The organism is Pseudomonas sp. P5_B3, from assembly GCF_056400405.1.
Map to the genome: position 1 here is coordinate 68,767 of NZ_JBFULI010000007.1, position 24,753 is coordinate 93,519.

A 24,753-nucleotide genomic window follows, 5' to 3' on the forward strand; every position below is an offset into this window, starting at 1 on the left:
GCCCTGACAAACATAAGCCTCTACCCCCTGTTAAAACGTAACTGATATTTTCGCACTAAACATTCACACCAGAAATATCACACATCAGGCATCCAATTACTCTTACAGCAAATAATATTTTTTGAGCAATCATTAAAGCACCACCAACACCCAAAGAACCGAAGAAAACACAACGACCACTACATAAAACCATTCGAAAAAGACAATAGAGCATGAATATGGAACATAATAAAAAACGAATCACCAACCCGATGACAATTATCGCGATATTCGCAGCACTCTCTGAGACATCGGCAGCCATTTCTCTACCCTTCCTCGACCAAGAGGAAAGAGAACTCTATGTCTGGTTTCTGATCAGCTTTCCGTTTTATTTACTTTTGCTTTTTTTCGTGACACTCAACTTCAACTACAAATCCCTTTATGCGCCCTCCGACTTTGAAAAAGGAAAACACTTCATGAGGGTCATGGATGTTGCCGGGCGGCCGGAAAAAAAAACGTCCGGGAAGTCCTCTGGGAGTTCCGCTCTGGAAACGTCGACGAATGACCGGCGGTCAGCTCGGACGCCCTGCGGCGCACAGGGCCCGCCAACGGAAATTGGCCTGCAAAGCACCGTATTTGTTCAGCATCGACTTCAGTTACCGGAGTTTATAAAAGACCTGTACATCGTGGATGCACGCTGGATGAGCAAGGAGGTCGAGTTTGGAGCGCTGCTGGAAAACCTCCAGAGGCCACGGGAAAAGACGGCGTACGTGATTCTGTTTGTCACCTGTGCCGTTTCGGAGACTTTACTGAAAGCCAGTGCGCTTAAATATTCAAAGCAGGCCAGGAAGCGCTGTGCCGCCTTTTATGTTGCCTACAATCTGGACTCGCACAGGTTGTCGGTCATTGATCAGGCCGGGCAACCGGCAAACAACAATGTGTAGTACAGGTCAGACCATTGGAAGGAGAAAAACAGGAAATCATCAGGGCAAACGAAAACACCCGACAACGTAGCAACTGGCGTCACACCCCGTTTTCAGGTACCTGACCTCATCGAGGACGAGGTCAGGTATCCATCACGATCTCAAAGGTCTCAGAACAGCTTCCGGCCTTTATTCGCCGCAATGCGCATGCGCAAGGCGTTGAGCTTGATGAAGCCCGCCGCATCCGCCTGGTTGTACGCGCCGCCATCTTCTTCAAAGGTCGCGATGTTGGCGTCGAACAGCGAGTCGTCGGACTTGCGGCCAGTGACGATCACATTGCCCTTGTACAGTTTCAGGCGCACAACGCCGTTCACGTTGACCTGGGACGCATCGATCATTTGTTGCAGCATCAGACGCTCAGGGCTCCACCAGTAGCCGGTGTAGATCAGGCTGGCGTACTTGGGCATCAGCTCGTCTTTGAGGTGCGCCACTTCGCGGTCCAGGGTGATCGATTCGATCGCACGGTGGGCACGCAGCATGATGGTGCCGCCCGGGGTTTCGTAGCAGCCGCGGGACTTCATGCCCACATAGCGGTTCTCGACGATGTCGAGACGGCCGATACCATGTTCGCCACCGATACGGTTCAGCGTTGCCAACACGGTGGCCGGAGTCATTTCGACGCCGTCCAGCGCGACGATGTCGCCGTTGCGGTAGGTCAGTTCCAGGTACTGCGGCTTGTCTGGAGCGTTTTCCGGGGAAACGGTCCAGCGCCACATGTCTTCTTCGTGCTCGGTCCAGGTGTCTTCCAGCACGCCGCCTTCATAGGAGATGTGCAGCAGGTTGGCATCCATGGAGTACGGGGATTTCTTCTTGCCGTGGCGTTCGATCGGGATCGCGTGCTTATCGGCGTAATCCATCAGCTTTTCACGGGACAGCAGGTCCCATTCGCGCCAAGGGGCAATCACTTTCACACCTGGCTTCAAGGCGTAGGCACCGAGTTCGAATCGAACCTGGTCGTTACCCTTGCCGGTGGCGCCATGGGAAATGGCGTCAGCGCCGGTTTCGTTGGCGATTTCGATCAGGCGCTTGGCGATCAGCGGACGAGCGATGGAAGTACCCAGCAGGTACTCGCCCTCGTAAACGGTGTTGGCGCGGAACATCGGGAAAACGAAATCGCGCACGAACTCTTCGCGCAAGTCATCGATGTAGATCTCTTTGACGCCCATGGCCTGAGCCTTGGCGCGTGCCGGTTCGACCTCTTCGCCCTGACCCAGGTCAGCGGTGAAGGTCACCACTTCACAGTTATAAGTATCCTGCAGCCACTTGAGGATCACCGAAGTGTCCAGGCCGCCGGAATACGCCAGAACGACCTTGTTTACGTCCGCCATGCCATCACTCCACGGGATTCTACGGAAAGCCGGGAAGTCTACCGCTCATGCAGAATAATTTACAGTGGCGCGACAGCTTATGACGACGAAGCGACAGATTCTGTCGAGAGCGCGACGATGACCGGAGAGTCAGGAAGTTGCCGAGATGGCCGCTTTCGTCGCTTGTGGAGCGACTTGTTCCGTAGGTGCTCCGCGCTCCAGGCGTACCGCTACCCGACGGTTCTTCGCACGGTTGGTGTTGCTGGTATTAGGCGCCAACGGATAACGTTCGCCATGGAAACGCACAGTGATTTGCGACTCCTGGATGCCGTTGGCCTTGAAGAAATCCATCACTGCCAGGGCTCGGCGCCGCGACAGGTCGCGGTTGGTCAGGCGGTTGCCGCTGTTGTCGGAGTGACCGTCGAGTTCGATGTGATTGACCGTCGGATCGGCCTTCATGTACTCCAGCATCACCTGCAACTTGGCCTTCGCGGCGCTGTCGAGTTCGATTCCGCCGCCGGGGAAGCCGATTTCGGATCGCTTCACCTGTTCGAAGTTCTGCGGCAACAGTTTGGCCACGCAGCTTTGATAATCGGCAAACGCCTTGGTGAACCTGACCGGCAGCAAGCGCACTTCCGACACCCGGCCATCCCCCGAAGAATGGCGAACCACCGGGCTGCGACCGTCCATCAGTCCGCTGATCAGGCGCCCGGCCTGAACCTGTGAACTGTTGAACAACACGTTGCCGCTGCCGATTCTCACCGTTCCCAGGTTGATATCGTCACGCCCCGGTTGCCACGGTGCCGCAGCGGCCAGCAAGGTCGCCGAGCCCCCGCCCATCATCGGGTTATAGGCTTTCAGACGAAACGTTGCCTGCTCACCGGCCTTGCGCACGAACTCGCCCGAACCGAAGTCGGTAATCGGCTGAGCCAGGCGGCATTCGAACTTGTCACCTTCGACCGTCCACTCAATGCTCTCCAGACGAGTCTGGAAAGTGAGCGCCATCGCGGGAAGGCTGGCAAACACACTGAGCAAGGCTAAATAACGCTGGCGCACGGGAGGCTCCACTGGCTTCTACAACAAAAAGACCGACACACACATGTTTACGGCATACCTGTTGGATATCGGAAGCTTCCTGCAAAACTTGATAGCGAGTGCCTGCAAGAGTCTTTTCCGGTAGCATTCCCTTGAGTTTGACCMGCCTGGAATCCCCTCATGTCCGACCGCCTGACCCTGCTGCGTCCCGACGACTGGCACATTCATCTTCGAGATGGTGCCGTGTTGACCAATACCGTCGCGGATGTCGCGCGCACCTTTGGCCGCGCGATCATCATGCCCAACCTGGTTCCACCAGTGCGCAACGCGGCCGAAGCCGACGGCTATCGCCAGCGGATTCTCGCTGCCCGCCCGGCCGGCAGCCTGTTCGAGCCACTGATGGTCCTGTACCTGACCGACCGCACCCAGCCCGAAGAAATTCGCGAGGCCAAGGCCAGCGGATTCATTCACGCCGCCAAGCTGTACCCGGCCGGCGCGACTACCAACTCGGATTCTGGCGTCACCAGCATCGACAAGATCTTTCCTGCACTCGAGGCCATGGCCGAAGTCGGGATGCCGTTGTTGATCCACGGTGAAGTCACCCGAGGCGATGTCGACGTTTTCGATCGCGAAAAAATCTTCATCGACGAGCACATGCGTCGTGTGGTCGAGCGTTTCCCGACCCTCAAAGTGGTGTTCGAACACATCACCACCGCGGACGCCGTGCAGTTCGTCAACTCGGCTTCGGCCAACGTCGGCGCGACCATCACGGCTCACCACCTGCTGTACAACCGCAACCACATGCTGGTGGGCGGGATTCGGCCGCACTTTTATTGCCTGCCGATCCTCAAGCGCAATACGCACCAGGAAGCCCTGCTCGACGCCGCCACCAGCGGCAGCGACAAGTTCTTCCTCGGCACCGACTCGGCGCCCCACGCCCAGCACGCCAAGGAAGCGGCCTGCGGCTGCGCCGGTTGCTACACAGCCTTTGCTGCCATCGAGATGTATGCCGAAGCCTTTGAACAGCGCAACGCGCTGGACAAGCTCGAAGCCTTCGCCAGCCTCAACGGCCCGCGGTTCTATGGTCTGCCGGCCAACACCGATCGCATCACCCTGGTCCGCGAAGAATGGACCGCCCCGACCAGCCTGCCATTTGGCGAGCTGACCGTTATCCCGCTGCGCGCCGGTGAAAAACTGCGCTGGCGCCTGCTGGAGGAACACGCGTGAGTGAAGACCATTTCGACGACGAACTGGAAGGCAATGGCGGCGGAGGCGGTCCTCGTCATCCAATGGCTGCCAGGTTCCGTGGTTACCTGCCAGTTGTCGTCGACGTAGAAACCGGTGGCTTCAACTCAGCCACCGATGCCCTGCTGGAGATCGCCGCGACCACCATCGCCATGGATGAAAAGGGTTTTGTTTACCCGGATCACACCTACTTTTTCCGTGTCGAGCCGTTCGAAGGCGCGAACATCGAAGCGGCCGCCCTGGAGTTCACCGGGATCAAGCTCGATCACCCGCTGCGCATGGCCGTGAGTGAAGAGTCTGCCCTGAACGATATCTTCCGCGGCGTGCGCAAGGCCCTCAAGGCCAATGGTTGCAAACGGGCGATCCTGGTCGGGCATAACAGCAGCTTCGACCTGGGCTTCCTGAATGCAGCGGTTGCGCGCCTGGACATGAAGCGCAATCCGTTCCATCCGTTCTCCAGTTTCGATACCGCAACGCTCGCGGGCCTGGCCTACGGTCAAACCGTGCTGGCCAAGGCTTGCCAGGCAGCGGACATCGACTTCGATGGTCGCGAGGCTCACTCGGCCCGTTACGACACCGAGAAGACCGCTGAACTGTTCTGCGGCATCGTCAATCGCTGGAAGCAAATGGGCGGTTGGGAAGATTTCGACGATTGATGCTGTTGGCTCTTTGTGGGAGCGAGCCTGCTCGCGATGGACTAGAGAACACTGCGGGGTGTCAGGCTCCCAGCGTCATCGTTGACGACCATCGTCGGAACGCCGCCCGGAGCAGGCTCGCTCCTACAGTGACCAGAAATCCCGCCCATAAAAAAACCGGCCTCGAAGGCCGGTTTTTTTGTACCTGCTTTTTATAGCTGGAGCGTGCGCCTTACAGAGCAGCAGCGTGCTCGGTCAGGTAAGCCGCAACGCCTTCTGGCGAAGCGTTCATGCCTTTGTCGCCTTTTTTCCAGTTGGCAGGGCAGACTTCGCCGTGCTCTTCGTGGAATTGCAGAGCGTCGACCAGACGCAGCAGCTCTTCCATGTTACGGCCCAGCGGCAGGTCGTTGATGATCTGCGAACGGACAACGCCTTTGTTGTCGATCAGGAACGCGCCACGGAAAGCCACGCCGTCAGCGGACTGAACGTCATAGGCTTTCATGATTTCCTGCTTGATGTCGGCAGCCATGGTGTAGCGAACTTCGCCGATACCGCCATTGTTGACCGGGGTGTTGCGCCAGGCGTTGTGGGTGAAGTGCGAGTCGATCGACACAGCGACCACTTCAACGTTACGCGCCTTGAACTCGGACATGCGGTTGTCCAGAGCGATCAGCTCGGACGGGCAAACGAAGGTGAAGTCCAGTGGGTAGAAGAACACCAGGCCGTATTTGCCTTTGATCGCCGAAGACAGGGTGAAGCTGTCAACGATCTCGCCATTGCCGAGTACGGCCGGTACGGTGAAGTCAGGGGCTTGTTTGCCTACGAGTACGCTCATTGGATATCTCCTGGTGTAATAGCGTGAGAAACAGGGTTCGTATCAGCCTGCCACCCTGAGGCGACAGCCCTGTGACACGATCCCCGGTCGCAAAAGACCGGTCATCATACACCGCGTGTTTGAGCTGGATTAGCTGTTTTTTCCCGGTACGATGAAATCCTCATCGGTTTTGTATCACCGATTCGCCAGACAGACCGTTCGTCAGCCATCCCCGTTTATGACGGAAAGTGCACTGAAACCACTTTGACAATCATTCTCGTTAACATTAAGATCCATCGCAATTGAGTCACAATCAGCGACGGTCCTTCCTTATGTATGTTTGCCTCTGCACTGGCGTCACCGACGGTCAAATCCGCGATGCGATCTATGAAGGATGCTGCAGCTACAAGGAAGTCCGAGTGGCCACCGGCGTTGCCAGTCAATGCGGCAAATGTGCCTGCCTCGCCAAGGAAGTGGTCCGCGAGACCCTGACCAAACTGCAAACGGCTCAGGCTGCAATTCCTTTTCCAGCGGAATTTACCGCGGCTTAAATATCGAATTTCAAAGAACCGGACATATGTCCGGTTTTTTTATGTCTCAAAATCAACTAGTTATGCTCTAGACGCGGAACACAAACATTCTTATTCCGATTAATTTTCATTTAAGTTTCAATAACTTAGGTTTGACACTCTTAAATACGCAGCTCAAACTCTGCCCTATTGACAGCTAATAAAGGGCAGGACCCCATCATGAAAGGCGACGTTACAGTCATCCAGCATCTCAACAAGATCCTCGCCAATGAGCTGGTCGCGATCAATCAATACTTCCTGCATGCGCGCATGTATGAAGATTGGGGCCTGAACAAGCTCGGCAAGCACGAGTACCACGAATCCATCGACGAGATGAAGCACGCGGACAAGCTGATCAAGCGCATTCTGTTCCTTGAAGGCCTGCCGAACGTCCAGGACCTGGGCAAGCTGCACATCGGCGAACACACCAAGGAAATGCTCGAGTGCGACCTGCGTATCGAACGCATCGGTCACGCTGATCTCAAAGTGGCTATCGCTCATTGCGAAACAGTTGGCGACTTCGGTAGCCGTGAGCTGCTTGAAGATATCCTCGAGTCCGAAGAAGAACATATTGACTGGCTGGAAACCCAGTTGGGCCTGATCGAAAAAATCGGACTCGAGAACTATCTGCAATCGCAGATGGGCGACGACGAGTAAGTTCTACGTCGTTAATCTCGATGCATTAAAAAGCCCCGCCCTCTTTCGAGGAGCGGGGCTTTTTATTGCCCGGATGTAGGAGCGAGCTTGCTCGCGAGAATCGCGAACGTTAACGCGTAAAACCAGATACCCAGCGGGGCTTTGGTTTTTTCGCGAGCAAGCTCGCTCCTACAGGTGCCAGTCAGGCTTCAGTCTTGGCAGCGGCCTTGGCGGCGGCTTCCTTGATCAGTTTCTCCAGCGAACCGTCAGCAGCCATCTCAGTCATGATGTCGCTACCGCCGACCAGCTCACCGGCGACCCACAGCTGTGGGAAGGTTGGCCAGTTGGCGTATTTTGGCAGGTTGGCGCGGATTTCCGGGTTCTGCAGGATGTCCACGTACGCAAACTTTTCGCCACACGCCATCACGGCCTGCGCGGCCTTCGCAGAGAAGCCGCACTGCGGGGCATTCGGCGAGCCTTTCATGTAAAGCAGAATGGTGTTGTTGGCAATCTGCTCTTTAATCGTTTCGATGATATCCATGGAGCACCTCGGCTGAACTTTCCGACTCATGGGTCGGCACGGTGGCGCATTGTAACGGAAAGCCGAGCGCCCTGCTCGGTCTCTCCGTCAGTCTGATTCAAGCCGCCGAAACTGTCACCGGCACGCCATTGAGCGCGGCATTTCCCGACAGTTCGTCAAGCCGGCATTCGTCAGTCAGGTCGTTGGCGCTCGAGCCCGGCTGACTGCTGGCAATCGACATTTGCACGCCCGGCCGCGCATGGCCCCAGCCATGAGGCAGGCTGACCACGCCCTTCATCATGTCCAGACTGCCAAGCACTTCGACCTCAATCACACCCACCCGTGAACTGACTCGCACACGTTGCCCGTCACTGAGCCCGCGACTGGCCAGGTCGTCCGGATGCATCAGTAACTGATGACGCGGCTTGCCCTTCACCAACCGATGATAATTATGCATCCATGAGTTGTTGCTGCGCACATGCCGGCGGCCAATCATCAACAACTCATCGGCGGCCGGTGGCTGCAAGACTGCGAAGCGCGCCAGGTCCGCAAGAATCACCACAGGAGCAGCCTGGATGCGTTGATTGGCGGTCTTCAGGCGTGGTGCCAGGTTAGGCTTGAGCGCTCCCAGATCAACGCCATGGGGGTGATCGAACAAGGTCGCCAGCGACAGCTTGTGCTCTGACGTGTCGCCGTACATCCCCATGCGCAGGCCGCGATCGATCATTTGCGCCGGGGTGATGGTGGGCTTCAATTCTTTGCCGGTCCTGGCGGCAAATGCCTTGGCCAGCCCGACGAAAATCTCCCAGTCGTGCAATGCACCTTCGGGTTTGGCAAGGATTGCGCGGTTGAAACGGCTGACGTTGCGCACCGCAAACAGGTTGAAGGTGGTGTCGTAATGGTCGTTTTCCAGTGCCGATGTGGATGGCAGGATCAGGTCGGCGTAACGCGTGGTTTCATTGATGTACAGGTCGATACTGACCATGAACTCCAGTCCGTCCAGCGCCTGCTCGAGCTTTCGGCCATTGGGCGTGGACAGCACCGGATTGCCTGCCACAGTGATCAGCGCCCGGACTTGCCCTACCCCTTCGGTGAGCATCTCTTCGGCCAGCGCCGACACCGGTAACTCTCCGGCGTATTCCGGGCGCCCGGAAACCCGGCTCTGCCACAGATTGAAATGCCCGCCAGAGGTCGACGCCACCAGGTCCACCGCCGGCTCGGTGCACAAGGCGCCCCCCACGCGATCGAGGTTGCCGGTGACCAGGTTGATCAACTGCACCACCCAGTGGCACAGCGTACCGAAGGCCTGGGTCGAGACGCCCATGCGGCCATAGCAGACTGCACTCGGTGCCGCGGCAAAGTCCCGCGCCAATTGGCGGATCTGTTCGGCCGGTACGGCGCACAACGGGCTCATGGCTTCGGCGGTGAACCGCGCGACGGCATCCCGCACGTCCTCCAGACCGTCTACCGGCAGATGGCTGTCGCGGGTCAGACCTTCAGCGAACAAGGTATTGAGCAGCCCGAACAACAGCGCAGCATCACCGCCCGGGCGCACGAACAGATGCTGATCGGCAATTGCCGCCGTTTCACTACGGCGCGGGTCGACCACCACCACCTTGCCACCCCGGGCCTGTATCGCCTTCAAGCGTTTTTCCACATCCGGCACGGTCATGATGCTGCCGTTCGAAGCCAGTGGGTTGCCGCCCAGGATCAGCATGAAATCGGTGTGATCGATGTCCGCAATAGGCAGCAACAACCCGTGGCCGTACATCAAATGACTGGTCAGGTGATGGGGTAATTGATCGACCGAGGTGGCGGAAAACCGGTTGCGGGTTTTCAGCAGGCCGAGGAAGTAATTGCTGTGGGTCATCAGCCCGTAATTGTGCACGCTGGGGTTGCCTTGATAGACCGCCACGGCGTTTTGCCCGTGACGTTCCTGAATGGCGGCGAGGCGTTCGGCGACCAGATTGAATGCCGCTTCCCACTCGATGGGCTGCCACTCATTGCCCACCCGCTGCATCGGCTGGTGCAGGCGATCCGGATCGTTCTGAATGTCTTGCAACGCCACGGCCTTGGGGCAGATGTGCCCACGACTGAACGTGTCCTGGGGGTCGCCCTTGATCGAAGTGATCTGGACGTTTCCGCCTTCGACCTCGGTGGTTTCGATGGTCAGGCCACAGATGGCTTCACACAAATGGCACGCACGGTGATGGAGAGTCTTGGTCATGGCCAGTCTCTGTCTTGTTATGGGCGGGCAACGTTGGCCGCGGAAACAAAACTATGGCGCCAGACCCGCCGCCACGCCAGCGACGTGCGTCTTGTGAATCGGTGGATATCAGGCCAGCCGATGGCCACCGGAGTTCAGTTCGAAGGTAGCCCGGGTGGCGCCTGCAGCTGAATTTCCTGAAGAGTTTCAATCGGCTCGTGGGGGCCGTTCGTCGAGCCCGGTACTGATGAATGACAGGTCAGAAACCGACTGTCAGCGTACCATTGCCGCCCCGCTTGATTGCCAAGCCCCGAGAGGCCGGTGTACAAATGGGTCGCTGCTATCAGGAAACAGGCTTCAAAAGCGCTACCTCGGTGAACCCGTAGCACCTCTGAAACTCCCTAAAAACTGTAGCCCTATTGGTAAGACGCGACATTTAATTATAAGATCGCGCCTTCCCCTATTTCGTCGCCCCGTGCGGCTTACGCCGCAGGTCTCGCCCGTTGTTCCGTTAAACAAGGCTTTGAGCATCTGCGGTTTGTAGCAAAAAGGTAGTCAATGATGAGCGCAAGGCACTTTCTCTCCCTGATGGATTGCACGCCCGAAGAGCTGGTCAGCGTGATCCGTCGAGGCGTTGAGCTCAAGGACCTGCGTAACCGCGGCGTACTGTTCGAGCCTCTGAAAAACCGCGTCCTGGGGATGATTTTCGAGAAATCATCGACCCGCACCCGGATCTCCTTCGAGGCTGGCATGATCCAGCTCGGCGGCCAGGCGATCTTCCTGTCGCCACGCGACACCCAACTGGGCCGTGGCGAGCCGATCGGCGATTGCGCCATCGTCATGTCGAGCATGCTCGACGCAGTGATGATCCGTACCTTTGCCCACAGCAACCTGACCGAATTCGCCGCCAACTCCCGCGTACCGGTAATCAACGGTCTGTCCGATGACCTGCACCCGTGCCAGTTGCTGGCGGACATGCAGACCTTCCTCGAACACCGCGGCTCCATCCAGGGCAAGACCGTGGCCTGGATCGGCGACGGCAACAACATGTGCAACAGTTATATAGAAGCGGCGATCCAGTTCGACTTCCAGTTGCGCGTGGCCTGCCCGGAAGGCTACGAGCCCAATCCTGAATTCGTGGCCAAGGCCGGCGATCGGGTCTCCATCGTTCGCGACCCGAAAGAAGCCGTGCGCGGTGCACACCTGGTGAGCACCGACGTCTGGACCTCCATGGGTCAGGAAGAAGAAACCGCCAAGCGTCTGAAGCTGTTCGCACCGTACCAGGTCAACCGCGCCCTGCTTGACCTGGCCGCTGAAGACGTACTGTTCATGCATTGCCTGCCGGCGCACCGCGGCGAAGAAATCAGCGTCGACCTGCTCGACGACAAACGTTCGGTGGCCTGGGATCAAGCCGAAAACCGCCTGCACGCGCAAAAGGCCTTGCTCGAGTTTCTCGTCGAACCGGCGTACCACCACGCATGAGCCAGCCTTTACTGCTTAACCTGCGCAACCTCGCCTGCGGCTATCAGGACCAGCGTGTAGTACAGAACCTGAACCTGCATCTGAACGCTGGTGACATCGGTTGCCTGCTCGGCTCTTCGGGCTGCGGCAAGACCACCACACTACGGGCGATTGCCGGCTTTGAACCGGTACATGAAGGCGAAATCCAGCTGGCGGGCGAAACCATCTCCAGCGCCGGCTTCACCCTTGCTCCGGAGAAACGTCGCATTGGCATGGTGTTCCAGGACTACGCGCTGTTTCCGCATTTGAGCGTGGCCGACAACATCGCCTTCGGCATTCGCAAGCATCCGCAAAAGGATCGCGTTACCGAAGAACTGCTGGAACTGGTCAACCTGAAGAACCTCGGCAAGCGCTTCCCCCACGAGCTTTCAGGTGGCCAGCAGCAACGCGTCGCCCTGGCCCGCGCACTGGCGCCAGATCCGCAATTGCTGTTGCTCGACGAGCCGTTCTCCAACCTCGATGGTGAATTGCGCCGCAAGCTCAGCCACGAAGTACGCGACATCCTCAAGGCCCGAGGCACCAGCGCGATTCTGGTGACTCACGACCAGGAAGAAGCCTTCGCAGTCAGTGACCACGTTGGCGTGTTCAAGGAAGGTCGCCTGGAACAGTGGGATACGCCCTACAACCTGTATCACGAACCGCTGACACCCTTCGTGGCGAGTTTCATCGGCCAGGGCTATTTCATTCGCGGTCAGTTGAGCAGCCCGGAATCGGTGCAAACCGAGCTCGGCGAATTGCGCGGCAACCGGGCCTACACCTGGCCGGTAGGCGGTGCCGTGGACGTGCTGCTGCGTCCGGACGACATCGTGTACGCGCCGGACAGCGCACTGAAGGCGCGAATTGCCGGTAAGACGTTCCTGGGTGCGTCGACCCTGTATCGCTTGCAGCTGCCGACAGGCGCACAGCTGGAATCAATCTTCCCGAGCCATGTCGATCGCCAGGTTGGGGCGGATGTGGGTATTCGTGTCGCGGCTGAACACCTGGTGCTGTTCCAGGCGTCCGGCAGCACGGCGGCGCAGATTCCCGCTGTTGAACCAGGTGTCCGGCGTTACAGCACCGCTAGCTAAACAACACAATCCCTGTGGGAGCGAGCYTGCTCCGGGCGGCGTTCCGACGATGGCGTTGGATCAGTCAACACCTCTGTTGAATGTGATACCGCTATCGCGAGCAGGCTCGCTCCTACAGTGGTTTTGGATCAGCCCAACATCAGCGTCCCGCTCGCCACGAGCGTCGCATTTCCGCCGATCTTCACTCGATCGCCTTCCAGTCGACAGAACAATTCCCCACCCCGCGCCGAACGCTGAAAAGCCGTCAGGTTCGACTTGTCCAAGCGTTTCGACCAGTACGGGATCAGGAGGCAATGGGTCGATCCGGTCACCGGGTCTTCATTGATGCCGATTGCCGGTGCGAAATAGCGAGAGATGAAATCGTGCTGACTGCCTCGGGCCGTCACGATGGCGCCCAGCCATGGCAATTTCGCCAGGGCAACCATGTCCGGCTTGCAGTCGAGCACGTCCTGCTCGGATTCAAGCACCACGAACAGCTCGTTTGAGCCAAGTACCTCCAGGGCTTTCACACCCAGTGCACGTTCGGCAGCCAGAATGTCGCTCACTTGCGTCGGCACGATGGCCGGAAAGTCCAGCCACAACCGCCCACCTTCACGGGTCACGCTCAACGGTCCGGATTTGCAGGTGAAGTCCAGTCGCTCGACGGGCTCTTTATAGATCTCAAACAACACATAGGCGCTAGCCAGCGTCGCGTGACCACACAATGGCACCTCGGTGGTCGGCGTAAACCAGCGGATGTGCCAGCCCTGCCCTTCGCGCACGACAAACGCCGTTTCGGCGAGGTTGTGCTCGGCGGCAATCTTTTGCATCAATTCATCGGCGAGCCAGGTATCGAGCCGATAGACCATCGCCGGGTTACCACTGAACGGCTGATTGCTGAACGCGTCGACCTGATGAAACTCAAGCTGCATAACCTTCTCCCTTGGTTTGTCCGCTGAGCATGCAGCGCCGGCCGAACGAGCGCCAGTGACAGAGCGGGCAGATTTTCACCATACAGCGCTCACACCCGACCGATATCGGCAAACTTCGCCTGGGTGTGTTCGGCCAGCACCGCCGGTGCCAGCTCGACTTCCAGCCCACGTCGGCCCGCACTGACAAAAATGCTGGCGAAGGGCTGGGCCGAATTATCAATGAAGGTACGCAAACGCTTTTTCTGCCCCAGCGGACTGATCCCGCCCAACAGATAACCAGTAGAGCGCTGCGCTGCCGCCGGGTCGGCCATTTCGACCTTTTTCACGCCCGCGGCGTGGGCCAGCCCTTTCAAGTCCAGGCTGCCGACAACCGGCACCACGGCCACCAGCAACTCGCCTTTTTCGCTGGCAGCCAGCAAGGTCTTGAACACCTGCGCCGGATCGAGCCCGAGTTTTTCCGCCGCTTCCAGCCCGTAGGAGGCGGCCTTGGGATCATGTTCGTAACTGTGTACGCGATGTTCGGCCCGAACCTTTTTCAACAAATCCAATGCGGGGGTCATGACAGCTCCAGACTGGGCGGCAGAAGAAAAATACTGCGCCCGATTCTAGGACATTGATCATTAAAAGGCTCTACAGCGGCGCATCCATAACGCCATTGCCTGGCCATCCCATTCCCCAATGACTCACCCATTCATGCAACAAATAGTTTTTTTGTGACCGACGGTTCACTTTCGACCTTTGACAGCAGCGTTTCTTGTCTATATTTTTTCGTTTCTGAAACTGCACGAAACGTCCTACCGCTGCACCCAGCAGTAAACCGCGACTAGGATGGGGATCCTGTCTCGCTGAAAACCGCGCTCCGACCATGATGGAAAAGAGCGCCAGACAACAAAAAAAATGAGGTTTCAATGACAACTGCTTTACAACAACCGTCGCTCTCGAGCCAATGCATGGCCGAGTTTCTGGGTACGGCGCTACTGATTTTTTTTGGTACAGGTTGTGTTGCCGCGCTCAAAGTCGCGGGTGCCAGTTTTGGTTTGTGGGAAATCAGCATTATCTGGGGCGTCGGCGTCAGCATGGCGATCTACCTCACCGCCGGGGTTTCCGGAGCTCATCTGAACCCTGCCGTCAGCATTGCCCTGAGCATTTTCGCGGACTTCGAAAAACGTAAATTGCCTTTCTATGTACTCGCCCAGGTGGCGGGTGCCTTCTGTGGAGCGTTGCTGGTCTACACCCTCTACAGCAATCTATTCTTCGAATTCGAACAAACGCACCACATGGTTCGCGGCACTCAAGCCAGCCTCGAATTGGCCTCTGTGTTCTCCACCTTCCCGAATCCTGTGCTGACCACCGCCCAGGCATTTCTGGTCGAGGTGATCATCACGGCCATCCTGATGGGCGTGATCATGTCCCTGACCGATGACAACAATGGCCTGCCCAAAGGCCCGTTGGCACCGCTGCTGATCGGCCTGCTGATTGCGGTGATCGGTAGCTCGATGGGACCGCTGACCGGTTTTGCCATGAACCCTGCGCGGGACTTCGGCCCTAAACTGATGACTTTCTTCGCTGGCTGGGGTGAAATTTCCTTCACCGGCGGACGCGATATTCCGTATTTCCTGATTCCTGTTTTTGCACCGATTGTCGGTGCCTGCCTCGGCGCCGCCGCCTATCGCGGGCTGATTGCCCGCCATCTGCACGGCGCCGTACCTGCTACAAAGGATGCAACAGCTGCCATTGACGGCAAACCCAGAACTTCTTGATACCGTTGGCGCGTGCCCCTGCCCTTTGATCACGCGCCAGACCTCACTCCCTTATTTCGTCCAAGGCAATCGACATGACCGACACACAGAATAAGAACTACATCATTGCCCTCGATCAGGGTACGACCAGCTCCCGCGCGATCATTTTCGACCGCGACGCGAACGTGGTCTGCACCGCCCAACGGGAGTTCGCTCAGCACTACCCGCAAGCAGGCTGGGTCGAACACGATCCGATGGAAATCTTCGCCACCCAGAGCGCAGTGATGGTCGAGGCCCTGGCACAAGCCGGCCTGCACCACGACCAGGTGGCGGCCATCGGCATCACCAACCAGCGCGAAACCACCGTGGTCTGGGACAAGAACACCGGCCGCCCGATCTACAACGCCATCGTCTGGCAGTGCCGACGCAGCACCGAGATCTGCCAGCAACTCAAACGCGATGGCCACGAGCAATACATCAGCGACACCACAGGCCTGGTCACCGACCCGTATTTCTCCGGCACCAAGCTCAAGTGGATCCTCGACAACGTCGAAGGCAGCCGCGAACGCGCGCGCAACGGTGAGCTGCTGTTCGGCACCGTCGACAGCTGGTTGATCTGGAAGTTTACCGGCGGCAAGGTGCATGTCACCGACTACACCAATGCTTCGCGTACCATGCTCTTCAACATCCACACCCTGGAGTGGGACGCGAAGATGCTGGAAGTCCTCGACATCCCGCGTGAGATGCTCCCGCAAGTCAAATCGTCGTCCGAGATCTACGGCCACACCAAAAGCGGCATCGCCATCGGCGGCATTGCCGGTGACCAGCAAGCCGCTCTGTTCGGCCAGATGTGTGTCGAGCCAGGCCAGGCGAAAAACACCTACGGCACTGGTTGCTTCTTGCTGATGAACACTGGCGACAAAGCCGTGAAATCCCAACACGGCATGCTGACCACCATCGCCTGCGGCCCGCGTGGCGAAGTGGCCTATGCCCTGGAAGGTGCGGTGTTCAACGGCGGCTCCACCGTGCAATGGCTGCGTGACGAACTGAAGATCATCAACGACGCCCACGACACCGAATACTTCGCCAACAAGGTCAAGGACAGCAACGGCGTGTACCTGGTGCCGGCCTTCACCGGTCTTGGCGCTCCCTACTGGGATCCGTACGCCCGTGGCGCATTGTTCGGCCTGACCCGCGGCGTACGCGTGGATCACATCATTCGTGCCGCACTGGAGTCGATTGCCTACCAGACCCGAGACGTGCTCGACGCCATGCAACAGGACTCCGGCGAACGCCTCAAGGCCCTGCGTGTGGATGGCGGCGCGGTGGCCAACAACTTCCTCATGCAGTTCCAGGCCGACATCCTCGGCACACAGGTCGAGCGTCCGCAAATGCGCGAAACCACGGCACTGGGTGCGGCTTACCTGGCAGGCCTGGCCTGTGGCTTCTGGGGTAGCCTGGAAGAGTTGCGCGGCAAGGCAGTGATCGAGCGCAAGTTCGATCCGACGCTGGATGAAAAGGCGAAGGAAAAACTCTACGCCGGGTGGAAAAAAGCGGTCAGTCGCACCCGCGACTGGGCGGCTGAAGACGAGGCTGAATAAGCGAACTTCAGCCCCCGTATCTGTATGTAACTGGTCGGGAGCAGATTCCTGCGGCATCATGGGCAAATTTTGCACGGCAGCCCAAAGGACGCCCCATGAATCTGCCTCCCCGTCAGCAGCAAATCCTCGAACTGGTCCGCGAACGCGGCTATGTCAGCATCGAGGAAATGGCCACTCTGTTCGTAGTTACCCCGCAGACCATTCGCCGCGACATCAATCAGCTCGCGGAAGCCAATTTGTTGCGTCGCTACCATGGCGGCGCGGCTTACGACTCCAGTGTCGAAAACACTGCCTATGCCATGCGCGCCGATCAGATGCGCGATGAAAAACAGCGTATCGGCGAAGCCATTGCCGCACAGATTCCCGACCATGCCTCGTTGTTCATCAACATCGGCACGACCACCGAATCCATTGCCCGGGCACTGCTCAACCACAGTCACCTGAAAATCATCACCAACAACCTGCATGTGGCATCGATGCTCAGCGCCAAGGACGACTTCGACGTGCTGCTGACCGGTGGCAATGTACGGCGTGACGGCGGYGTGGTCGGTCAGGCAAGTGTCGACTTCATCAACCAGTTCAAGGTCGATTTCGCCCTGGTCGGCATCAGTGGTATCGATGAGGACGGCAGCCTGCTGGACTTCGATTATCAGGAAGTGCGGGTATCCCAGGCGATTATCGCCAATGCCCGACAAGTGATCCTCGCGGCCGACTCCAGCAAGTTCGGGCGCAACGCCATGATTCGCCTGGGACCGATCAGCCTGGTCGATTGCCTGGTCACCGATCAGCAGCCTTCCCCGGCGCTGGCGCAACTGTTGAACCAGCACAAGGTTCGGCTGGAAGTCGTTTAAGCCCACCCTCCTTCTTCGGCGTCTGTATTGACGCCAATGCACAACAAAATGTTCGTAAATTTTCCTTTAACGGCCCCTCGATGAGTATTTTCAATCGAAGCTGACTGGCCGTACGGGTCTTTATGGGCTAGTATTTTCGAAAATGAACATTAATGTTCGAATTCAAATACAGAACATAAAGAATTCCGAGGCCGAGCCGATGCCCAATTCCACCTTGCCTACGCCCCCTCTCGCCGAGGTCTACGATATCGCCGTCATCGGTGGCGGGATCAATGGCGTGGGAATTGCCGCGGATGCCGCCGGTCGCGGTCTCTCGGTGTTCCTTTGCGAAAAGGATGACCTGGCCAGCCATACCTCGTCGGCCAGCAGCAAGCTGATTCACGGTGGCCTGCGCTACCTCGAACATTACGAATTCCGCCTGGTGCGTGAAGCCTTGGCCGAACGTGAAGTACTGCTGGCCAAGGCTCCGCACATCGTCAAGCAAATGCGTTTCGTGTTGCCGCACCGCCCGCACCTGCGCCCGGCGTGGATGATTCGCGCCGGTCTGTTCCTCTATGACAACCTGGGCAAGCGCGAGCAACTGCAAGGTTCGAAAAGCCTGAAGTTCGGCCCCGACAGCGCGCTCAAAAACGAGATCACCAAGGGCTTCGAATACTCCGATTGCTGGGTCGACGACGCGCGCCTGGTGGTGTTGAACGCCATGGCCGCCCGGGAAAAAGGCGCCCACGTCCACACCCAGACCCGCTGTGTCAGCGCGCGCCGTACCAAGGGTTTGTGGCACCTGCATCTGGAACGCGCCGATGGCAGCCTGTTTTCGATCCGCGCCAAGGCGTTGGTCAATGCGGCCGGGCCATGGGTCGCCAAGTTCATTCGTGATGACTTGAAAATGGAGTCGCCTTACGGCATCCGCCTGATCCAGGGCAGCCACCTGATCGTGCCGAAACTGTACGAAGGCGAACACGCGCACATCCTGCAAAACGAAGATCAGCGCATCGTGTTCACCATTCCGTACCTGAATCACTTCACCCTGATCGGCACCACCGATCGCGAGTACACCGGCGATCCGGCGAAAGTGGCAATTACCGATGGCGAAACCGATTACCTGTTGAACGTGGTCAATGCCCATTTCAAAAAACAAATCAGCCGCGACGACATCCTGCACAGCTATTCCGGTGTGCGGCCTCTGTGCAACGACGAATCCGACAACCCGTCGGCCGTGACCCGCGATTACACCCTGGCGCTGTCTGGCACTGGCGAAGAGGCTCCGTTGCTGTCGGTGTTCGGTGGCAAGCTCACTACTTATCGCAAGCTGGCCGAGTCGGCGCTGGCGCAACTGGCACCTTACTTCAAGCACATCCAGCCAAGCTGGACCGCCAGCGCCACGCTGCCGGGCGGTGAAGGCATGACCACCCCGCAAGCCTTGAGCTCGCGTATCCGCGACCAATTCGACTGGCTACCGAGCGAGATCGCGCGCCGCTGGGCCACCTCCTACGGCAGCCGCACCTGGCGCATGCTCGAAGGCGTACAGGACCTCAGCGATATGGGCGAGCACATCGGCGGCGGTCTCTACACCCGTGAAGTCGACTATCTGTGCAGCGAAGAATGGGCAACCAGCGCCCACGACATCCTCTGGCGTCGCAGCAAGCTCGGCTTGTTCACGACGGTGGCCGAGCAGGAAAAGCTCAAGGACTACCTGAACAAGGTCGAACAGAACCGCAGCAAGATCGAAGCGGCCTGATCGGTCACCGGCATAAACAAAAGCCCCTGAATCTCGCGATTCAGGGGCTTTTTCGTATCGATGGATTTCAGTCACGCAAATCCGATTCGTGAATCGGCTGCTCACGGTGAGTCGCCCGCTGATACTGCGCCGGCCACACGGCCTTGTGCCCGCCCAGATCGTCATCTGCATGCAACGCCCAGTAGGGGTCACGCAACAACTCACGGGCCAGGAAGATGATGTCCGCCTGACAGGTGCGCAGGATGTGCTCGGCCTGTGCCGGCTCGGTGATCATGCCAACCGTGCCGGTGGCCATGCCCGACTCCTTGCGCACACGTTCGGCGAAGCGGGTCTGGTAACCAGGGCCTGTGGGAATTTCGGCATTCACCGCCGTCCCGCCCGACGAGACGTCGATCAGGTCGACCCCCAGGGCTTTGAGGCGGCGTGCCAGTTCCACGGTTTCATCAGGGTTCCAGCCGTCTTCCACCCAGTCGGTGGCCGAGACCCTGACAAACACCGGCAACTCCTCAGGCCACACCGCGCGCACCGCTTCGGTGACCTGCAGCACCAGCCGAATGCGATTTTCGAACGAACCGCCATATTGATCACGACGCTGGTTGCTCAACGGCGACAGGAACTGATGCAGCAGGTAACCATGGGCCGCATGCACTTCGACCACCTTGAAACCGGCCGTCAGTGAGCGCTTTGCCGCATCGACAAAGGCCTGGATCACCTTGGCGATCTCGCCGTCATCGAGTTGTCTGGGTTGGGTGTGCTGTGGGTCGAACGCAATCGGTGAAGGGCCGACCGGCACCCAGCCGCCCTCATCGGGCTTGACGCTGCCATGCTTGCCGAGCCACGGCCGGTAGGTGCTGGCCTTGCGCCCGGCATGGGCCAGTTGAATGCCGGCAACGGCGCCCTGGGCGGTGATGAAGCGGGTGATGCGTTGCAGGGGTTCGATCTGTTCGTCATTCCACAGACCGAGGTCCTCGGCCGTGATGCGCCCGTCGGCGGTGACCGCCGTGGCTTCGGTAAACACTAGCCCGGCCCCGCCGACAGCGCGGCTGCCGAGGTGGACCAGGTGCCAGTCATTGGCCAGGCCTTCGGCGCTGGAGTACTGGCACATCGGCGATACCGCGATGCGGTTGGGCAGGGTCAATTGGCGAAGGGTAAAGGGTTCAAGCAGCAGACTCATGGGGCACCTCTCGAATCAGTGGGCAGGCTCCAGGTTCTGTTTGAATAGTCGACGAGTGACAGGAAAAAGGTACAGCACCCGCCCCCGCGGGCAAAAAATTCGACAAGACGTCACAAGGCCAAAATCAAGCAGTGTTTAGAGCCTAGTCGACATCGAGGGATGTCGCCCCTTTGTAGGAGCGAGCTCGCTCGCGATGGACGACAGGACACCGCGGGGTATCAGGTCCCCAGCGCCATCGTTCACGCCCATCGCGAGCTCGCTCCTACAGGTGTCGGTTCAACGCGGTTCGATGTGGGCAATCATCAGCTGGACCGTCTCGTTGCCACGAAACTCGTTGAGGTCGAGCTTGTAGGCCAGTTCCACCCACTTGATGGTCGGATTTGGCCAGATGTCGCGGTCGATCCCAAAGGCAATGCCGTCGAGTTTCACCGAACCACATTCACTTTTCAGCACGACTTTAAGGTGCCGTTCGCCAACGACGCGCTGCTCGACCAACTGGAACACCCCATGAAACAACGGTTCCGGAAAGTGCTGCCCCCACGGGCCGGCATGCCGCAGGGCTCGGGCCAGCTCCAGGTGAAACTCTTCCACCGCCAGGGTGCCGTCCGACAGCAGCCGGCCAGTCAGGTCCTCTTCGCGCAATTGCCGGCGCACTTCAGCGTCAAAGGCTTCGGCGAACAAGGGAAAATTCGCTTCCGGCAGCGTCAGGCCGGCCGCCATCGCGTGGCCGCCATACTTGGTGATCAGATTCGGGTGCTGCGCCGCCACCACGCTCAAGGCGTCGCGGATATGAAAGCCCTGGACCGAACGCCCCGAGCCCTTGAGCAGGCCATCTCCGGCATCGGCAAAGGCGATGGTCGGGCGGAAATAGCGCTCTTTCATCCGTGACGCGAGAATACCTATGACGCCCTGATGCCACTCGGGATCGAACAGGCACAAGCCGAACGGCATCGACTCCACCGGCAGATCCTTGAGCTGCGCCAGCGCTTCACGCTGCATGCCTTGCTCGATGGATTTGCGATCCTGGTTCATGCCGTCCAATTGAGCAGCCATCTCACGGGCCAGACCTGCGTCTTCGGTCAGCAGGCACTCAATACCCAGGCTCATGTCATCCAGCCGTCCCGCCGCGTTCAGGCGCGGGCCGACAATGAAACCCAGATCGGTGGAGGTGATGCGCGCATGATCGCGCTTGGCCACTTCGAGGATCGCCTTGATCCCCGGCCGGGCACGTCCGGCACGAATCCGCTCGAGGCCCTGATGCACCAGAATCCGGTTGTTGGCATCCAGCGGCACCACGTCGGCCACGCTGCCCAAGGCCACCAGATCGAGCAGTTCGCCGATGTTCGGCTGCGGCTTGCTTGTGTACCAGCCGAGCTCGCGCAACCGCGCACGCAAGGCCATCAGCACATAGAAAATCACCCCGACACCGGCCAGTGCCTTGCTCGGAAACTCGCAACCAGACTGGTTCGGATTCACGATCGCATCGGCGAAGGGCAGTTCGTCGCCGGGCAAGTGGTGGTCGGTGACGAGCACCTTGAGCCCGACCTTTTTCGCCGCGGCCACGCCTTCGACGCTGGAGATGCCATTGTCGACGGTAATCAGCAAATGCGGCTGACGCTCAAGCGCCACCGCGACGATTTCCGGTGTCAGGCCGTAGCCGTAGTCGAATCGGTTGGGCACCAGGTAATCGACATGTGCCGCCCCCAACAGACGCAGACCCAGGGTGCCCACGGTGCTGGCCGTCGCGCCGTCGGCATCGAAGTCGCCGACGATCAGAATGCGCTGGCGCTGTTCGAGTGCCGTCACCAGCAGATCCACGGCAGCATCGATGCCCTTGAGCTGCTGGAACGGAATCAACCGCGCCAGGCTCTTGTCCAGTTCTGCCTCGGATTGCACACCCCGCGCCGCGTACAGGCGGGTCAGCAGCGGCGGAATATCACCGAGGAATGGCAGGGTGTCGGGCAGCAGGCGAGGTTCGATGCGCATGGGGTGAATGATGCTTCTCTTCGATACGTAGGATAAAACCGGGTGACGCGGTGCAATGGCGAATAATCAGCCGCGCTCACCGGCCAGCCACTGCAACTGGACTTCGTGCTGACCACGGTCGTCGGTGACGAAAATCGTTCCTTCGCTGATCATCACGTCCCACTTGATAACGCGCGGCATGTCTTTGGCCAGGGTTTCCAGGACTTCCTGCGGAACAGCCGCGATATGTACGTTTTTCAGATTTTTGATCGCCGGGATCACTTTGGTTTCCCAGACGCGCAGGCTGCCATAGGCCAGCAGGCTGGTGCGCTCGGTGCGGCGCGAGCACCAGGTCAGGCGCTCGGCATCGGGCTGGCCGACTTCGATCCAGTGCAGGACGCGGTCATCCAGACTTTTTTCCCACAAGGCCGGTTCATCCACTTCCGACAGACCACGGCCAAAAGACAGTTGCTCGTTGTACCAGAGGGCGTAGGCCAGCAGGCGCACGGTCATGCGCTCTTCGGTTTCCGAAGGGTGACGGGCGATGGTCTGCTTCACGCTCTCGTAGACGCTGCGGTCAAGGTCGGTGAGGTTCAGTTCAAACTTGTAGGTCGTGGACGGCTGGGCCATGAACGGGCTTCTTGATACGAGGAAAGGCGGCAAGTCTAACCGATGCGCAAGGCAATCCACGAATTGAAGGTGATCAACCTGAAGCGCCTGACCGTCGGCTATGTTAAAACGCTGTATTCGCTCATCCTTTGTCCTGCAGGATCCCGCATGCCGCTCACCGCCAAACCGCTTTCCGGTCTGAAAGTCATCGAATTGGGTACCTTGATTGCCGGCCCGTTTGCTTCGCGCATTTGCGCTGAATTCGGTGCCGATGTGATCAAGGTCGAGTCCCCGGACGGCGGTGATCCATTGCGCAAATGGCGCAAGTTGTATGAAGGCACTTCGTTGTGGTGGTTCGTCCAGGCCCGCAATAAAAAGTCCCTGACCCTCAATCTCAAGCACCCTGACGGTCAGGCGATCCTGAAACAGCTGCTGGGTGAAGCAGACATTCTGATCGAAAACTTTCGTCCCGGCGTCCTGGAGAAACTCGGCCTGGGCTGGGACGTCCTGCACACCTTGAACCCGAAACTGGTCATGGTGCGGCTGTCGGGTTTCGGCCAGACCGGCCCGATGAAAGATCAGCCCGGCTTTGGCGCAGTTGGTGAATCCATGGGGGGCCTGCGCTACATCACCGGCTTCGAAGACCGGCCACCGGTGCGCACCGGCATTTCCATCGGCGACTCGATTGCCGCGCTCTGGGGCGTGATCGGCGCACTGATGGCCCTGCGTCATCGCGAGGTCAACGGTGGCCAGGGGCAAGTGGTGGACGTGGCGCTGTACGAAGCCATCTTCGCGATGATGGAAAGCATGGTCCCGGAGTTCGATGTGTTCGGCTTCATTCGCGAACGCACGGGCAACATCATGCCGGGCATCACCCCGTCCTCGATCCACACCAGCGCCGATGGCAAGCACGTGCAGATCGGCGCCAATGGCGACGCGATTTTCAAACGTTTCATGCTGATCATTGACCGGGAAGACCTGGCCAACGATCCTCTGCTTGCCAGCAACGATGGCCGCGATGCCCGACGCGACGAGATTTATGGCGTCATCGATCGCTGGGTCAACTCGTTGCCGCTGGACACGGTGCTGGCGCGACTCAATCAGGCCGAGGTGCCGGTCAGTCGGATCTTCAGCGCCGAAGACATGTTCAATGATCCTCAATACCTGGCACGGGAAATGTTCCTGCAGGCCAAGCTGCCGGACGGCAAAGACTTCAAGATGCCGGGCATTGTGCCGAAACTTTCAGAGACACCCGGAGAATGTGAATGGGTCGGGCCACAACTGGGTGAGCACAACGCACAGGTACTCCAGGAACTTGGCTATGACGCGACGCAGATCGCAGAGTTGCGCAAAGACGGTGCCATCTGAACTGCAATACCTGTCCGGTTATATCGGCTGCACCGACACGCCAAAGGGCCGGCAGGCCATTGTCGAGATCAACCAGGTGCTGCGCACCCTTCCCCGCGAACGCCTTGATGAGGCCTACGCCGCCTGGCTGGATCCTGAGAGCCGCAGCGATTACCTGAAAGACACCAAGGCGTTTTTCGACAACCTGGTGCAACCCTGACAAATCCCGGGCAAAAGAAACCCCGGGAAGTGGGGAGACGACCCGGGGTTAAACGTGGTCTGCCTGGAGACCAGTAGCAGC

Annotated in this window: 22 protein-coding genes and 1 pseudogene; 13 read left to right on the forward strand and 10 right to left on the reverse strand. The window is 58.8% G+C overall.

Translation table 11 applies throughout. The annotated features are described in order from the left end of the window. Positions 1-218: 218 nt before the first annotated feature. A complete protein-coding gene (locus tag AC1DRN_RS06740; RefSeq protein WP_223460065.1) occupies positions 219-923 on the forward strand; it encodes a hypothetical protein in 705 nt (234 codons plus the stop codon). Positions 924-1,072: 149 nt separating this feature from the next. On the opposite strand, the gene AC1DRN_RS06745 is transcribed toward AC1DRN_RS06740, so the two are convergent. Continuing rightward, complete coding sequence (locus AC1DRN_RS06745) at positions 1,073-2,290, reverse strand: argininosuccinate synthase (RefSeq protein ID WP_007985864.1); 1,218 nt, start codon at positions 2,288-2,290, stop codon at positions 1,073-1,075. 129 nt (positions 2,291-2,419) lie between these two features. Then, a complete protein-coding gene (locus AC1DRN_RS06750; protein ID WP_223459946.1) occupies positions 2,420-3,325 on the reverse strand; it encodes a flagellar protein MotY in 906 nt (301 codons plus the stop codon). A 159-nt stretch (positions 3,326-3,484) separates the two neighbouring features. Here AC1DRN_RS06750 and pyrC point away from each other — a divergent pair, with 159 nt between their 5' ends. Beyond that, positions 3,485-4,531 carry a dihydroorotase gene (gene pyrC, locus AC1DRN_RS06755; protein WP_223459944.1) on the forward strand — a complete coding sequence of 349 codons (1,047 nt, stop codon included), beginning with the start codon at positions 3,485-3,487 and terminating at the stop codon, positions 4,529-4,531. Next, positions 4,528-5,205 (forward strand): ribonuclease T, encoded by a 678-nt coding sequence (gene rnt / locus AC1DRN_RS06760; RefSeq protein ID WP_046043606.1) that lies wholly within the window; start codon positions 4,528-4,530, stop codon positions 5,203-5,205. Before pyrC ends, rnt begins: the two co-directional genes overlap by 4 nt. Positions 5,206-5,416: 211 nt before the next feature. Here the strand turns inward: rnt and AC1DRN_RS06765 are convergent, their stop codons facing one another. Beyond that, positions 5,417-6,019, reverse strand: coding sequence for a peroxiredoxin (locus tag AC1DRN_RS06765; RefSeq protein ID WP_093226492.1), 603 nt, complete (start codon positions 6,017-6,019; stop codon positions 5,417-5,419). Between the two features lie 311 nt (positions 6,020-6,330). On the opposite strand from AC1DRN_RS06765, the gene AC1DRN_RS06770 reads away from it, so the two are divergent. Next, a complete protein-coding gene (locus AC1DRN_RS06770) occupies positions 6,331-6,549 on the forward strand; it encodes a bacterioferritin-associated ferredoxin (RefSeq protein WP_008053520.1) in 219 nt (72 codons plus the stop codon). 198 nt (positions 6,550-6,747) lie between these two features. Beyond that, positions 6,748-7,224: a bacterioferritin gene (gene bfr / locus AC1DRN_RS06775; RefSeq protein ID WP_223459941.1), complete on the forward strand. Its 477-nt coding sequence runs from the start codon at positions 6,748-6,750 to the stop codon at positions 7,222-7,224. 181 nt (positions 7,225-7,405) lie between these two features. Here bfr and grxD read toward each other — a convergent pair whose 3' ends face one another. Together grxD and AC1DRN_RS06785 are read right to left on the reverse strand one after the other, a co-directional pair. After that, a complete protein-coding gene (gene grxD, locus AC1DRN_RS06780; protein ID WP_223459939.1) occupies positions 7,406-7,744 on the reverse strand; it encodes a Grx4 family monothiol glutaredoxin in 339 nt (112 codons plus the stop codon). A gap of 97 nt (positions 7,745-7,841) precedes the next feature. Beyond that, positions 7,842-9,950 (reverse strand): molybdopterin oxidoreductase family protein, encoded by a 2,109-nt coding sequence (locus AC1DRN_RS06785; protein WP_223459936.1) that lies wholly within the window; start codon positions 9,948-9,950, stop codon positions 7,842-7,844. Positions 9,951-10,490: 540 nt separating this feature from the next. On the opposite strand from AC1DRN_RS06785, the gene argF reads away from it, so the two are divergent. Next, positions 10,491-11,411, forward strand: a complete 921-nt coding sequence (gene argF, locus AC1DRN_RS06790; RefSeq protein ID WP_223459934.1) for an ornithine carbamoyltransferase — start codon at positions 10,491-10,493, stop codon at positions 11,409-11,411. Next, positions 11,408-12,517 (forward strand): ABC transporter ATP-binding protein, encoded by a 1,110-nt coding sequence (locus tag AC1DRN_RS06795; RefSeq protein ID WP_223459932.1) that lies wholly within the window; start codon positions 11,408-11,410, stop codon positions 12,515-12,517. Before argF ends, AC1DRN_RS06795 begins: the two co-directional genes overlap by 4 nt. Before the next feature lie 128 nt (positions 12,518-12,645). Here AC1DRN_RS06795 and AC1DRN_RS06800 read toward each other — a convergent pair whose 3' ends face one another. Further along, complete coding sequence (locus AC1DRN_RS06800; protein WP_223459929.1) at positions 12,646-13,428, reverse strand: PhzF family phenazine biosynthesis protein; 783 nt, start codon at positions 13,426-13,428, stop codon at positions 12,646-12,648. Positions 13,429-13,517: 89 nt separating this feature from the next. Continuing rightward, on the reverse strand, positions 13,518-13,988 hold the full coding sequence (gene ybaK, locus AC1DRN_RS06805; RefSeq protein ID WP_223459928.1) for a Cys-tRNA(Pro) deacylase: 471 nt from the start codon (positions 13,986-13,988) through the stop codon (positions 13,518-13,520). A 348-nt stretch (positions 13,989-14,336) separates the two neighbouring features. Between ybaK and AC1DRN_RS06810 the strand changes: the two genes are divergently transcribed. From AC1DRN_RS06810 to glpD, 4 genes are all read left to right on the forward strand, one after another. Next, positions 14,337-15,188, forward strand: coding sequence for an MIP/aquaporin family protein (locus AC1DRN_RS06810; protein ID WP_108214995.1), 852 nt, complete (start codon positions 14,337-14,339; stop codon positions 15,186-15,188). 74 nt (positions 15,189-15,262) lie between these two features. After that, on the forward strand, positions 15,263-16,768 hold the full coding sequence (glpK, locus tag AC1DRN_RS06815) for a glycerol kinase GlpK (RefSeq protein WP_223459925.1): 1,506 nt from the start codon (positions 15,263-15,265) through the stop codon (positions 16,766-16,768). Positions 16,769-16,863: 95 nt separating this feature from the next. Then, positions 16,864-17,619, forward strand: coding sequence for a DeoR/GlpR family transcriptional regulator (locus AC1DRN_RS06820; protein ID WP_007971301.1), 756 nt, complete (start codon positions 16,864-16,866; stop codon positions 17,617-17,619). Between the two features lie 199 nt (positions 17,620-17,818). Then, a complete protein-coding gene (gene glpD, locus AC1DRN_RS06825; RefSeq protein ID WP_223459923.1) occupies positions 17,819-19,357 on the forward strand; it encodes a glycerol-3-phosphate dehydrogenase in 1,539 nt (512 codons plus the stop codon). A gap of 67 nt (positions 19,358-19,424) precedes the next feature. Here glpD and AC1DRN_RS06830 read toward each other — a convergent pair whose 3' ends face one another. The 3 genes from AC1DRN_RS06830 to AC1DRN_RS06840 form a co-directional block, all read right to left on the reverse strand. Continuing rightward, the gene (locus AC1DRN_RS06830; protein WP_223459920.1) at positions 19,425-20,531 is read right to left on the reverse strand and encodes an NADH:flavin oxidoreductase/NADH oxidase; all 1,107 of its coding nucleotides are present in this window, start codon (positions 20,529-20,531) and stop codon (positions 19,425-19,427) included. A gap of 276 nt (positions 20,532-20,807) precedes the next feature. Next, complete coding sequence (recJ, locus tag AC1DRN_RS06835) at positions 20,808-22,517, reverse strand: single-stranded-DNA-specific exonuclease RecJ (RefSeq protein ID WP_223459918.1); 1,710 nt, start codon at positions 22,515-22,517, stop codon at positions 20,808-20,810. 66 nt (positions 22,518-22,583) lie between these two features. Next, positions 22,584-23,126 (reverse strand): YaeQ family protein, encoded by a 543-nt coding sequence (locus AC1DRN_RS06840; protein ID WP_223459916.1) that lies wholly within the window; start codon positions 23,124-23,126, stop codon positions 22,584-22,586. A gap of 147 nt (positions 23,127-23,273) precedes the next feature. Here AC1DRN_RS06840 and AC1DRN_RS06845 point away from each other — a divergent pair, with 147 nt between their 5' ends. Together AC1DRN_RS06845 and AC1DRN_RS06850 are read left to right on the forward strand one after the other, a co-directional pair. Further along, a complete protein-coding gene (locus AC1DRN_RS06845; RefSeq protein ID WP_223459914.1) occupies positions 23,274-24,473 on the forward strand; it encodes a CaiB/BaiF CoA transferase family protein in 1,200 nt (399 codons plus the stop codon). Between the two features lie 4 nt (positions 24,474-24,477). After that, a pseudogene (locus AC1DRN_RS06850) lies at positions 24,478-24,672 on the forward strand (TIGR02285 family protein); the annotation flags it as partial. Between the last annotated feature and the right edge of the window lie 81 nt (positions 24,673-24,753).